Source organism: Shewanella sp. (assembly GCF_047975355.1).
In the GTDB taxonomy this organism is placed as follows: domain Bacteria; phylum Pseudomonadota; class Gammaproteobacteria; order Enterobacterales; family Shewanellaceae; genus Shewanella.
Genome location: NZ_JBKEDJ010000032.1, coordinates 31330 through 45678 on the forward strand (window position 1 = coordinate 31330; position 14349 = coordinate 45678).

General features: G+C 49.0%; 7 protein-coding genes. 5 read left to right on the plus strand and 2 right to left on the minus strand.

Annotated features, from left to right (window positions below; translation table 11 throughout):
• Entirely contained in the window at positions 1-3363 is a 3363-nt protein-coding gene (locus ACK5NH_RS10500; protein WP_416919889.1) for an MHYT domain-containing protein, read from the minus strand.
• A 400-nt stretch (positions 3364-3763) separates the two neighbouring features.
• Here ACK5NH_RS10500 and srmB point away from each other — a divergent pair, with 400 nt between their 5' ends.
• The 5 genes from srmB to ACK5NH_RS10525 all read left to right on the plus strand — a co-directional run bounded on the left by srmB (position 3764) and on the right by ACK5NH_RS10525 (position 12956).
• The gene (gene srmB, locus ACK5NH_RS10505) at positions 3764-5023 is read left to right on the plus strand and encodes an ATP-dependent RNA helicase SrmB (RefSeq protein ID WP_416919891.1); all 1260 of its coding nucleotides are present in this window, start codon (positions 3764-3766) and stop codon (positions 5021-5023) included.
• Positions 5024-5289: 266 nt separating this feature from the next.
• Entirely contained in the window at positions 5290-6507 is a 1218-nt protein-coding gene (locus ACK5NH_RS10510; protein ID WP_416919893.1) for an efflux RND transporter periplasmic adaptor subunit, read from the plus strand.
• Entirely contained in the window at positions 6507-9707 is a 3201-nt protein-coding gene (locus ACK5NH_RS10515; RefSeq protein WP_416919895.1) for an efflux RND transporter permease subunit, read from the plus strand. Before ACK5NH_RS10510 ends, ACK5NH_RS10515 begins: the two co-directional genes overlap by 1 nt.
• A 177-nt stretch (positions 9708-9884) precedes the next feature.
• A complete protein-coding gene (locus tag ACK5NH_RS10520; RefSeq protein ID WP_416920017.1) occupies positions 9885-10589 on the plus strand; it encodes a TatD family nuclease-associated radical SAM protein in 705 nt (234 codons plus the stop codon).
• A 132-nt stretch (positions 10590-10721) separates the two neighbouring features.
• The gene (locus ACK5NH_RS10525; protein WP_416919897.1) at positions 10722-12956 is read left to right on the plus strand and encodes a PAS domain-containing protein; all 2235 of its coding nucleotides are present in this window, start codon (positions 10722-10724) and stop codon (positions 12954-12956) included.
• On the opposite strand, the gene ACK5NH_RS10530 is transcribed toward ACK5NH_RS10525, so the two are convergent.
• Entirely contained in the window at positions 12937-14337 is a 1401-nt protein-coding gene (locus ACK5NH_RS10530) for a hypothetical protein (RefSeq protein ID WP_416919899.1), read from the minus strand. The genes ACK5NH_RS10525 and ACK5NH_RS10530 overlap by 20 nt on opposite strands.
• Positions 14338-14349 lie beyond the last annotated feature (12 nt).

Sequence of the window (14349 nt, forward strand, 5' to 3'; positions counted from 1 at the left end):
CTACTCCTTATTCGCTGTGATAATACGCCGTAACTCGAGCAATTCGTTATGGGCAATATCAAAATCAAAGTTATCTAAGGCCTCGGTAATTATTGTCACGCTAAGGCGCAAATGTTCATCAATACGCGCGGTAAGCGCCTCAAGATCAGACTCATCAAAACTATGGTGAGCAACCGACGCGAGCAAAGCCTCGATATGCGCTAATAATTGCGCAGGATCGCTTGTCCCCGCTTGGATGACATCGGATACACTAGCTGATGGCGCTGTGGTGTTCTCGATGTAATCCCCAATCTCGACGAGTGAGTCGCTGATCCTCGCAATGATAGCCTCCATCGCCTCAAGCGAGGGAGGCTCTGCTTGGCCTAACTGCTCTAACTGCGCAAAGTCGCTCATCCACTGCAATAAACCCAGATTACCGCTGACACCTTTCAGACTATGGCTTAAGAGTTTAATCCTTGCGGTATCTTGCTGATTAATTGCCTGTTGTAACGCTTGGCTTTTTTCTGGCCACTGGGCAATAAACTTCATCAACTCTTTGATAAATTGTGGTTTAGAGCCCCACAATTTCACGCCCTTGGCCTCATCGACAAGTAGAGTGCTGACTGGTTGCAAAGACTCAAACTCGGCTTGAGGTGGATTAAGTTGCAACACTCTGGCAATTTCCCGCGTCAGCAGCGCAAAATCGATGGGCTTATTAGCAAAGCCATCCATACCAGCTTGCTCTGCGGCGCTTTTATCTTGTTCAAGTACGCTCGCGGTCAACGCAATGATCGGCATATGGGGCAACTGGGACTCAGCCTCCTGCTCGCGGCGCATTTTAGCCGCCGTCAGTCCATCCATAACAGGCATTTGCAAGTCCATCAGCGTGATATTGATGTCGGCTTTTTGCATCCGCAGCAGCGCCTGCTCACCATCGCGGGCGCTGATCACTTTATGCCCTTGACGGGTCAACCATACGGACAGGAGATCGATATTCTGTTGAATATCATCGACCACTAACAAGGTCAGCGGCGGTAATACGCCATAATCGGTGCGTTCGGTCTCGAGCGGCTCAGAGCTAGGTTGCAAGGGAATGGTAAAGCGGAATGTACTGCCTTGCCCTAAGGTACTCTCAGCCTCAAGCTTACCGCCCATCAGCTCAACTAACTGTTTGCTAATTGTGGTTCCTAAGCCTGTACCACCGTATTTTCGGCTCATCGAAGCATCCGCCTGAGCAAATGCCTCAAATACCCGATTAAGCTGCTCGGGTGACATCCCAATACCAGTATCGATAATCTCAAAGGTCACCAGATTGTCGTTTTGCGGGAAGACACTGACTGTGACCTTGCCTTCACAGGTAAATTTAACGGCATTACCAATTAGATTGATCAGCACTTGGCGAATACGCTCGGGTGAGCCGATAAAGTTCACCGCCATTGAGGGGGCAATATCGACCTCGAGAGATAAACGCTGTTTTTTTGCCTGCAACCAAAGGGTTGAAATCACAGTATCAATTTCATCGGTTAAGCAAAACACACGGTTTTCTAACTCGAGTTTTCCCTTGTCGAGCTTAGCGCTGTCGAGCACATCATTGAGTAAATGCATTAAGGATTTAGCAGATCGATTGATGGTGGAGAGCTGTTTGTGCTGCTCAGTATTTAATACCGACTCCAACAGAATATCGCTAAAACCGATGATGGCATTCATCGGCGTGCGGATCTCATGGCTCATATTGGCCAAAAAGGCCGCTCGGGCCGCGGCCGCCTGCTCGGCATTGTTCTTGGCCGTCACCAAGTCCTGCTCCATCACCTTACGCTCGGTGATATCCATTAAGAAACCGTCAATCCATACCTCATTGCTGGTTTCATCTTGGATGTAATTACCATGTTCGAATAGCCAACGCACTTCGCCGTCTGCACGGATAATACGGTATTCCATCGAAAAGGTCGGAGGCTGAGCCTGTGCATAAATGGCTTCAATATCATCTGGATAATAGAGATCCGAAAAGAAACGTTTAGGATGGGGAAGCTCAAAATCTTCAGCCGGATAGCCAGTGATGTTCAGCACTGCCTCGCTAATAAACACCATGGGCCACCCCTCTGTGCTTTTACAGCGATAAGCAATCCCGGGAATATTGGTGATCAACGAGCGAAACTTTGCCTCATTGCTTTTAAGCTCTTGTTCCATCTCATTACGTTGGCTGAGATCAGAAATAAAGCCGACAAAGTAATGGTCCTTGCCCTGCATCACATGACTTATGCTGAGGCGTACCGGCACTGAATGACCCGCTTTATGTTGCGCCTGAACCTCACGGCCGGTGCCGATAATCTGTGCTTCGCGAGTGTTTATATACCGCGCTAAATAACCATCGTGATGTGGACGAATCGACTCTGGCATGATTTTTCTCACATTCTCGCCCAGTAACTCGGCGGATGACCAGCCTAAGATGGTGCTCACCGCTTTGTTAACATTGACTATGATGCCCTGTCCATCGATGGTAATAATGCCATCCACGGCGGTATTCATCATGGCGCTCATGCGGTCTTCATTGGATTTTGCTAGTAAAGACAGATCTTTATATTTAAAAATCACACTCACTATCAGCACTAAGCAGATGATTGCAGTGGTGATAACTGAGACGCCGAGCGCGAGATAAAATGAGATTTCCGAGGTCTGCTCGCTAAGCTCCAAACCTTCGGGTCTAACAAAACGCGCCGCCGCCATACCGGTGTAATGCATACCCGAAATCGCCAGCCCCATGACTATACTGGCAATAAAATTACTCGTGATGGTGCTCATATTGGATGAGATAAGCTGATTTAGCCCAGTGCGAACCCAAAGTGCAATAATGGCTAACAGCACGGCAACCACAATCGACAGGGCAAAAATCCACGGGTCGTATCGCAGCAACGGCGCCATATCCATAGCCGCCATGCCCACATAATGCATAGTCCCGATCCCCGCCCCGACTAGGGTGCCGCTAATCAAGACTTGGGAAAATTGAAAACTCGGTTTAGATAGTAAGTTCAGCGCCACCCATGAGGCACCTATGCTGGGTAATAGGGATAGTACCGTGAGCCCAAAGCCATAGGCCACGGGCGAACACAAATCGAAGGCCAACATGCCAATAAAATGCATCGACCAGACACCACCGCCAAGGACGACGCTCCCGGTCAACAACATGATCTGCTGACGTGCTTTCGACTGGCTGTGCACCGCTTGGGCTTGGGTTGTGACCTGAAAAGCCATAAAGGCCGCAAAAATCGCAATCAGAATAGAGATAGTCACTAACAGAGGATTGTAATAGACATTCAGCAAGAGGCTGTCTTGGGAAGAAATAAAAAACTGCGAAAACCAATCAAAAGCCATATGTTCTAAGCCCATGTTTTAGAAACGTAAAACCTAATCGTAACCAACACTTTGTACGACAATCCAAGCAGGGCTAACACTTGGGTACTATGGGATAGAACTCATCAACCATAGGCACTATTTATTGTTAAGACTCCAGCTAACATCCCATCAATCCTTTGAACACCCTCAACAAAAGCCGATATTTTTACAAAATTCTCTTTATCTTATACATCTTTCGCAAAATGTCTGCCTCCAAATGCAATAGAGTACGGTAAATCGACTCTCTAACGACTGCCATCAGCTAGCCTTACTGCGAGCAGACCCGTACTTCATCGGCCAAACCGCGTAAAAGTAAACCCCATCCGATTAAATGATTTAAGTTAACGGCTATAACCTTTATAATACTTGGCTATTATTCGTCGAGACGCCGCGCATGCAATTTGAAGATTTTCAGCTTGACCCTAGCTTATTAGAGTCACTTAAAGCCATGGGGCACCTGTCGCCCACCACCATCCAGCAAGAAACCCTGCCACACGCCTTAGAGCAGCGGGATATTTTGGCGCGCGCCCCGACGGGTACAGGTAAAACCGCCAGTTTCTTATTGCCAGCACTGCAACACTTAATCGACTTCCCCCGCCGTTATTCGGGCCAAGCACGCGTGTTGATCCTCACCCCAACTCGAGAGTTGGCGAGTCAAATTCACCGCTATGCCTGCCATTTAGCCACAGACCAAGGGCTAAATATTGCCATTATCACTGGCGGTGTCCCCTACGCGCCTCAAGAAGAAGCCTTAAAAAGCAATATCGATATTCTGGTCGCGACCCCAGGTCGTCTGATGGAGTATTTAGATAAAGGCAAATTCAGCGCAGAATCAGTAGACATACTGATCATCGACGAAGCCGACCGTATGCTCGATATGGGATTTTCTGCGGTGGTTAAGGCCATTGCGCTCGAAGCTCAAGATCGCAAGCAAAATATGCTGTTTTCGGCGACCCTCGAAGGTAGTGGCGTTATCCGTTTTGCCCGCGAAGTGCTTAACGACCCGATCGAAATCGACGTCGATGCACCGCGCAAAGAGAAGGCCAAGATCCACCAATGGATCCACCTTGCCGACGATAAAGACCATAAATTTGCCCTGCTGTGCCATCTGCTAAAGCAGGAAGATGTGAAACGCGCCATCGTGTTTGTGAAAACTCGCGATATCGTTTCAAGCCTTGAAGGCCAATTACTTAAAGCCGGCATTCCCTGCGCCTTTATGCGCGGCGACATGGAACAGAAGAAACGCTTCCAAGCCTTAAGTCGATTTACTAAAGGCGAAGTGAACGTGTTACTCGCAACAGATGTGGCCGCCCGCGGTATCGATATCGACGATATCAGCCACGTGATCAACTTCGATATGCCACGCTCTGCCGATACTTATATTCATCGTATTGGCCGTACTGGCCGTGCTGGCGCGAAAGGGACGGCAATTTCCTTAGCCGAAGCCCATGATATGCGTATTGTTGGTAAGATTGAGCGTTATATCGAACAACCGCTTAAGCGCCGTATCATTGAGGAACTTCGACCTCAGCACAAAGAGGCACGAGTCCCCACCAAGAAAAAGGCTAAAGTGAAAGCCAAAGAAGCGGCGAAGCGAACCAGCAAGAAAGAGGCCGCGAAAAAGGCCAGTAAAATCGCCCGCAAGAAACAATAAGACTTGCACTAGAAAAGCCGCATGATGCGGCTTTTTTTATGGGCAAACGACTTCATTTGATTTCGATACCGATGGAACCCGCAACACTTAAGCCACTCTAACACCAACAAATTGAGGTGATAATAGGCTAAGTACGACAATAGCTCAGCCATACAGCATTCGAGATCACCTTTCGACACATTTTATTTACAAAAATAAATTTATTGCGCCGCTCGACTCTGATACTTTAGGCGCATTAAGCGATTTAGCACGGATGTAACAATCATATGATGAAAACTTTACTCAGGAGATTATCTCCCCTGTTTATACTGCTGTTATTTGTTGTTGGCGCGTTTGCACTGATGTCAACCAAGGAAGCTCCCGAACAGAAACCCGAAGAAATGCCTGTACCTATCGTGGATGTCACGCAGGTTGAGCAGCAAACGGTATCGCTTAATCTTCCTTCCTACGGCGTCGTCACTCCTAAATATAAGACGCAACTGGTGACCGAAGTTCAAGGGCGGATGCTGAGCATTTCACCGCAATTTGTGGCCGGTGGCATAGTGAAAAAAGGTGACCAATTAGCCCAAATCGAGCCTTCGGATTACGAAGCCGATCTCATGCAAGCCGAAGCCACTTTGGCTCAGGCAACTGCGGCGCTTAATGAAGAAATCGCCCGTGGCGAAGTCGCTAAAATCGAGTTCAAAGGCTATGACAAAGGCTTGCCGCCAGAGCTGGGGTTACGCATTCCACAGCTGAAAAAAGAACAAGCCAACGTGAAATATGCCCAGGCGGCACTGGCGCGCGCGCAACGTAACTTAGAACGCACTGTCATCCGCGCGCCCTTTGACGGCATTATCAAGGCCCGAAATGTCGATTTAGGCCAGTATGTCACCCTCGGCACTAACCTCGGTGAACTGTACAACACTAGCATTGCGGAAATTCGCTTACCTATTTCTAACGATGATTTAGCCTATTTAGAATCTGTCGATCATCCCGATACCCAAGTCACCTTAAGTGCCTCTTTGGCGGGTAAGGAAAACTCTTGGATGGGAAATATCATTCGCAGCGAAGGCGTGATTGATGCCGATAACCGCATGGTTTACCTCGTGGCAGAGATTAAAGACCCTTACCTGCGTGAGCACAAAACCCCAGGCAGTTTACCGCTGAAATACGGCAGCTTTGTCAACGCCGTAATTAAGGGGCGCACCGTCGATGGTATAGTCAAACTGCCTCGCCACGTAGTGCGCAATGAGCATGTTGCCCTGATCAACGATCAAAATATTGTCGAGATGCGCCATGTGAATGTGGTGCGTAGCGATCTTGAACATGTGTTTATCAAGGACAGCTTAAAAACTGGTGAGCGCGTTGCCATCACTCACTTTAGCAATATGGCGAATGGCCAGTTGGTCAAAATCATAGGTGAAGATGCCAAACCCGTGCAGACACCCACTCCTAAGGAAGATGCTCCTGAGTCGAGTCTTGCGGCCGCTGGAGTTAACTAATGGATACTCAAAAAGGGATCTTAGCCTGGTTTGCCCGCAACAGTGTGGCAGCCAACCTGTTGATGTGGGCGCTACTGATTGGCGGTCTATTTAGCACTCTGCTGATCAATAAAGAGGTTTTCCCCTCTTTCAATCTTAATTTATTGAGCATTACCGTTGCTTATCCGGGCGCTGCGCCACAGGAAATTGAAGAAGGCATCAACATTAAGATTGAAGAAGCCATCCAAGATATTAACGGCATTAAAAAAGTGACCTCGGTTGCCAGTGAAGGCGTTGGTTCGATCACGATCGAAGTGGAAGACGACTACGACGTGCAAACCGTACTCGACGAAACCAAGTTACGACTGGACGCAATATCCACCTTTCCGGTGAACATCGAAAAACCGCAAATCTACAAAATCGAACCCGAAAACAACGTGATTTGGGTATCTGTCTACGGTGATATGTCACTACACGATATGAAGGAGCTGGCCAAATCAGTGCGTGATGATTTGACCCAGCTCCCCGCCGTTACCCGTGCCAAAGTTACAGGTGTGCGCGACTATGAAATCGGTATTGAAGTCTCGGAAGATAAGCTGCGGGAATACGGTTTAACCTTCTCCCAAGTCGCGATAGCGGTACAAAACTCTTCTATCGACTTGCCTGGCGGCTCGATTCGTGCCGAAGATGGCGACATTCTGCTGCGTACAAAAGGCCAAGCCTATACTGGCGATGACTTTGCCAATATCGTGGTGACCACCCGCGCCGATGGTAGCCGGGTGATGCTGCCCCAAGTCGCGACCATTAAGGACGATTTTGAAGAACGTTTAGAGTACACCCGCTTTAACGGCAAGCCTGCGGCCATTATTGAGGTGACCAGTGTCAACGATCAAAACGCTCTTGATATTGCTCAGCAGGTCAAAGACTATGTCGAGAAACGCCGTGCAACCCTGCCAGCTAACGCCAAATTAGATACTTGGGGAGATTTAACCCACTACCTCAAGGGCCGCTTAAACATGATGATGTCGAACATGTTCTATGGCGCCCTGTTGGTGTTTGTGATCTTAGCCCTGTTCCTCGATCTCAAACTCGCCTTCTGGGTGATGATGGGCTTACCCGTGTGTTTCCTCGGCACTATGCTCATCATGCCGCTGGAACCTTTCTCCATGACCATCAACATGCTGACCCTGTTCGCCTTTATTCTGGTCTTGGGGATAGTGGTCGACGATGCGATTGTGATAGGCGAAAGCGCCTACAGTGAGGTCGAACGGCACGGACACTCGATTGACAATGTGATACGCGGCGCGCAAAAGGTAGCCATGCCCGCAACCTTCGGGGTATTAACCACTATCGCCGCCTTTATTCCTATGTTGATGGTTTCTGGTCCCATGGGGATTATTTGGAAATCCATCGGCATGGTGGTCATCATGTGTCTGGCATTTTCACTGGTGGAATCTAAATTTATCCTGCCAGCGCACTTAGCCCATATGAAGTTTAGAAAACCGGGAGAACCCACGGGTTTCTTTGGTCGCTTTAAGGACAGATTTAACAATCGCGTTCAGCATTTTATTCACCACAGTTATCGCAACTTCCTCGAGCGCTGTATCCAACACCGCTACAACGTGGTCGCGGCCTTTATCGGTGTGTTGATTTTATCCATAGCCTTAGTCGTCAGCGGCAAAGTGCGCTGGGTGTTCTTCCCCGATATTCCATCGGACTTTATCCAGGTACAATTGGAGATGGATGAGGGCAGCTCAGAGCAGAATACCCTCAAGGTGGTGCAGGATATCGAAGAAGCCCTGTACAAGATGAACGCCAAAATGGAGAAAGACAACGGCAGCGAAGTGGTGAAGCACAGCTTTATCAACATGAGCTCCCGCACCTCCGCCTTTATCTTTGCTGAACTTACCAAGGGCGAAGACAGGGACGTGGATGGCGAGACGATTGCCGCCGCATGGCGCGAACAATTGCCCGAATTACTGTCGGTGAAGAAACTCGATTTCAATGCCAGCGGTAACGGAGGCGGCGGTGGCGATATTTCCTTTAGATTGACCTCAAGTGATTTAGAAGAACTATCCGCAGCCGCCAGTGAGCTAAAGCAAAAGCTCGCCACCTACGAAGGTGTGTATGATATTGCCGATAACTTCTCCTCGGGCAGCCATGAGATCCGTTTAAAGATCCGCCCAGAAGCCGAAGCACTCGGCTTAACCTTGTCTGATTTAGCACGCCAAGTCCGTTATGGCTTCTATGGTTATGAAGCACAACGCATTTTGCGTAATAAAGAAGAAATTAAAGTCATGGTGCGCTACCCATTAGAACAGCGCCGTACCGTTGGCTACCTTGAGAACATGTTGATCCGCACGCCACAGGGCAAGTCGGTGCCTTTCTCTACCGTGGCCGAGGTCGAAAAAGGTGAATCCTATGCCTCGATCACCCGTGTCGATGGCAAGCGGGCGATTACCATTATTGCGAATGCCAACAAACACAAGGTTGAGCCTTCCAAGGTAGTGAATGAGATCCAAAAGGATTACCTGCCGCAGTTACAGGCCAAGTATCCGAAGATCCAAACCACCCTCGATGGCGGCAGTTTGGATGAGCAGAATGCCATGGTCGGTTTGATGCAGGGCTTCTTCTTTGCGCTGTTTACTATTTATGCCTTAATGGCGGTACCGCTCAAGTCCTACAGTCAGCCACTGATTATTATGTCAGTGATCCCCTTCGGGATTATCGGCGCGCTGTTTGGACATTTGGTTCAAGGCCTTGCCATGAGCGTCTTAAGTCTCTGTGGTATCGTCGCACTCGCTGGAGTGGTGGTAAACGACTCCTTGATCTTAGTGGACTTTGTGAACCGAGCACGGGAGCAAGGACTATCGATAAAACAAGCAGCGGTGGACTCGGGATGTTATCGTTTTAGGGCAATTATCTTGACCTCATTAACTACCTTCGTCGGTCTGGTGCCTATTATTCTTGAGCGTAGCTTACAGGCGCAGATTGTGATCCCCATGGCGACCTCCCTCGCCTTCGGTATCCTGTTCTCGACTGTGGTGACCTTAATTCTGGTGCCTTTGCTGTACATCATTCTCGATGACATCAAACGTACCGCCAGTCGCTTTTACCACTGGTGGTGGCGTCCCAAAGCATCTCTGGAGGGGCATTTACATACCAATGAAAGCCACAAGGTCTCCTTAGATGCCTTTAAACCTGACTATAAACAGGATTAGTGGTTGCTGTCATACCGATAAAAAGAGAGCCTAGGCTCTCTTTTTTGTCTCTGGCATATTCTTAATAGGAAAGCACGTTTGCGATCTAGGTGGCAGTTATCCGCGATCGCATTCGTTACACTCAACCTAAGTGACCGCCAAGATGCCAATAAAGTCGATAGTATGAAAACAGATCGAATGCCAAACTCACAGCCTGCCCGAATCATCCCCGCACCACTCACAGCCACAGAAACCTTAGCCAATGGCAACACTACGGCAGAAGTGTGCACCAATGAGACCTGTGCTACCGAAACCTTAGTCTATGATATTCGCAAGAGTCGTTATCTGAATATCACTGGACGCTGCACTCTGCGCTGCGCCTTTTGCCCTAAGCATAATGGCAGTAAGCAAATCCACGAGTACCAATTGGCATTGACCCACCAGCCGAAACCAGAGGAAATCATCCCGCTATTAGGCAAGGTGGAAGACTTTGAGGAATATGTGTTCTGCGGTTACGGTGAACCGACCATGAATCTGCCGACCCTATTGGCCGTCGCCAAGGAAATCAAGCGCCATGGTGGGCGCGTGCGGATTAATACCGATGGTTTAGGCAATCTGGTTCACAGACGTAACATTCTGCCAGAACTGGCGGAATGTGTGGATGCTTTATCCATTTCCCTCAATGCCGACAATGAAGCCGCCTATAACCAACATTGCCGCCCTAAACTTGCGGGCTCCTACGCCGCCGTGAATGCCTTTATCGCCCTCGCCCCCCATTACATTGAACGGGTACAAGTCTCGGCGATTGAGGGATTAGAAGGGGTCGACATCGATCTTTGCCGCGAACAAGTGCTCGCCGCAGGCTGCGAGTTTAAACACAGAGTACTGGGCGCGCTTGGCTAATAGACTGGCTTAGTCTCTATTGGGTTGATTCACTGCTCGGGATAAACTGTCGCCGAGCAACTTGCCACTGTCGTAACATTTCATTCGTGTTAACATAGCCTAATTAACAGCTCATCAACCCAAAATCGGCCCATGCTGAAAAAGAATCCAAGCCTACATCCACTCGCGCCATTACGATCATTAACCCAAGGGCTGCATTGGTCTCACCAACGCATGTTGGCTGTCGCGAGCCAGTTGTCGATGCTGGTGATAGGTATGATTATTTTAACCAACTTAATCATAACCTTAGGTGAGCGCCGTTTACAGGAAGAATGGGCAACCCAAAGATATAGCGAATTACAAACCATAGGCACACTGATCACAGATAAGGTCGCCTTCCAGCAATTTCGAACTCAGTTATTTGCCAAGGATGAACTGCTCAAGCAGTATCTGAAAAATCCTACCGCTTCGTCTCAGCAAAAATTACAGGAAAGCTGGCAGGAACTAGTACAGCATATTCCCGAACTCCTCGGCATTGCCCTTTTCGATCCCCAAGGCAATTATAAGTTTGCGACCCCCTCAAACTTTAGTCAGGATGCGCTCCCCGCCGCCCTGTTAGGTTCGAGCCGCAATTTAGGCGGCAAAGAGGTCTTCACCTCGCCCTTAGAGTTTGTGCCACTTAATGGCATGCTAGAACCTTACATGTACCAAATGACCTGGCTTGAAAAAACCGATCAAAGCTCTCTGGGTTACCTCATTACCTACAACTCGATTGTGCAGATGCTAGAAGCAATAAAACCTGCATTTTCAAGTAATAAATCGCCCATGCTTGTACTGGATACCCAAGGCTTACTCTATGCCGGCGTGAGCGAACTAGCGCCCTTAACCCATATTCCCGATACCTTAGGCGCCAGTTTACGCCAGACTTATCCGGCGCTGTGGCGGGAAATGTCGATGAGCAACTTTGGCCAATTCCATGGTGAAGACGCCACCTTCGTGTACCTCAAAGTCGAGTTAACCAATCAACCAGAACTGCGTCGCGAGTATTTTTTACTCTCTTATATTCGTAATACCGACATCGCCTCTAAGTTTTCCCAATGGCAAAACATCGTCATCGTCGCCGCACTGATTCTGACCTTACTGGCAGCTTGGGTGATCTTACTCAGCCATATGTATCGCCTGCAGTATCGCTCGCGTCAATATAGTATCGATGTGGCCAATGCATTATTTAACAGTGACATTGGCTTTATTCTCGCCAATGAACAAGCACGGATTATCAGTGCTAACCCTAAGGCGGCCGAAGCGACTCAGGTGCCACAGGATGAGCTCACAGACCGCAGCCTACAGCGCGCACTTAACCTTGATGATCTCACCTACACCCAAATGCTAGATGAAGTGCATCGACAGGGTGAGTGGCAAGGCAAGCTGTCGCTGAATGATAAGGGCTCAAGGCTTAGCGTTTGCGTGCGCCAAGCTCCGAGGTTGGGACGCGGTTTACCTCATATGCTTGTATCCCTCGAAGATATTAGCGCTATGCTCGATTGCCAGAATCAAGCCTTCCTAAGCGACTTACTCTGCGATACCACTGTGGCCACTGCGTTAACAGACGCCAATGGTAAGTTGATAAAAATCAATCCGGTGTTCGATCAATTAATGCAGCTTAATGGCGACTTAAACCATGATTTAGCTTCTCTGCTCGCTAACGACCTGGGTAACCAATGGCAGCGGATCACCGCACAAATCAGCATGCAAGGGCAATGGCAAGGGCAGATCCTATGCTCACCCAATCTGCGCCATTCCAATTGTTTACAGGCAACACTCAAGGGCCATGTGGCCGCCGACGGTGAGATTGATTACATCATCTGTACCTTAGAACAAGCCGCCGATAGCCTAAGGGGAGCCGAACCTCGCAGCTTTGTGCCGCACCGCAGCACCATTTTGCAACATCTATCCGATTTAGAACGCTATTTTGCTTCTCTATCGCCCCAAAGCCGCAACCATTCAAGTCTGCTGGTAATGGACATCAACCCAGAAGGCTTACTCAGCCATATGAGTGATATCGACCAACTCGAGACTCGCCAGCAGGAAGTGGAAGTACAACTGCTGCTTGAAATCCCAACCCATTATCAAATTCTCCATTGGCAACTCGGCAAACTGCTGCTGTTATTGCCAGACACCGATGCCACAGCAGCGCATCACTTCGCGCTCAATACCATAGAGAAGCTTAACAGCAATGGCCTAGGTGAAGGTATCAGCATAGGGATAGCGAGCTATCAGGAAGGACAAAGCCTAGAGCAATATCTCAGCAATGCCGAACTGGCGCTCAAACGGGCTAAACAGAATAACGATCAGAATATCGGCCAGGCCTTTACTCGTCACCAACCTTAGCTGGCGGGTTAAAGGAGTCGGGTAGCTGACTTTGGGTGATCTCGATAATGGCAGAGCGGTTCATGGTAATTTTATAGCGGGCGTATTCCGGCTCTTCGCGGCCATCTCGCAGCACTAAAATCAGATTCACTTGGTAGCGCCGCTCGACCGACTCATGGCTGATTTTCCCCTCAAGTTCCTTATAAATCTTGGCCTTGCCCCGCTCTAAGTAGCGGGCAAAAGGCACAAAACTAAAGTTCACTTGCTCTTGTATGGTCGAGTAACCCGCCTGAAACTCGCCGTGATTTACCCGAGTCGCAATCTTGTAATGCAGAATTTCGGCATCGACCTTATTCTGGCTATGCCGTTGCTTTAGGATTTCGTTGACCTTGTCAGGCAAGTCCTGTGACCGCATAAATTCGAGCCACACTAATTGCTTAGCGATCACCGACTGACTGGTGGTATCCCTTAAGATGCGGCTCCAGCGCGGCCGACCACGCTGAATAAAGCGCCACATAGCATTACGCACATCGTCCTTAAAGATTTCCCTAAATCCGTATATCACCGCCAGCGTCAGCACCAATGCAATAGTAAAACCGCTAAAGACGCCCTGCGCTTCGATGATGAGTGCCGATACCACCAACATCACCAATGCGGTCGCAAGTCCAGTCGTAAACTTTTTAAGACCAATCCCCAGCGGTTTTAGCTCTTCTTTGAGTACCACCCCTTGCTGAATTAAACGCCTCAATAACAGCATCTTATTCGAAATCCGGTTGGGGTCTTGCTTGGTCTGCGCCGAGTTATAGTTATTAGCATCGCGATATGCGCATTCGTTGCGGCACAGGGTTAGTACCCGTTCTTGAATGTCGGCAAAATCACTGGTACGGGTCGCATGGGCGAGCACTTTTAGCAGTTGCTGCTCGCAGAACCAGGAGAGATAGTTATCGGCGTTCTCAAAATAGGATTTCCATTTAGGATCGCCCGGCTCGTTACGGCGAAACTTTTTCAGCAGTTGCGTCACCTGCTCGCGCAGTTCATCGAGCGCGAGATAAAAGTGCTCCACATCGGCGATGCGATTGAGTTCTTTAACATCGTTTTCGACCGCGACAGCAAACTGGTAGGCAAACAGGTTTAAGTACAACCTAAATTCTTCCACAGTGCGACGATTCATACTGGCGAAACGCCCTTGCACCAGTGGCAAGTGCAGGCCTTCGGAGTAGTAGGAGCGGCGCCCCACTATCGCGCTGTGGTAATACTCTTCTTCGTTTAAGGTGTGCGCGCCTATCCCCATCTCTTTTGGTAGAAAGAAATAGAGATCGAGCTGACGATTATCGCCCTTTTCCATCTGATGGCTGAACTTAATCGACAGGGATTCTTCTTGTTTGACACGTATCTTAAACACAACAACCTTATG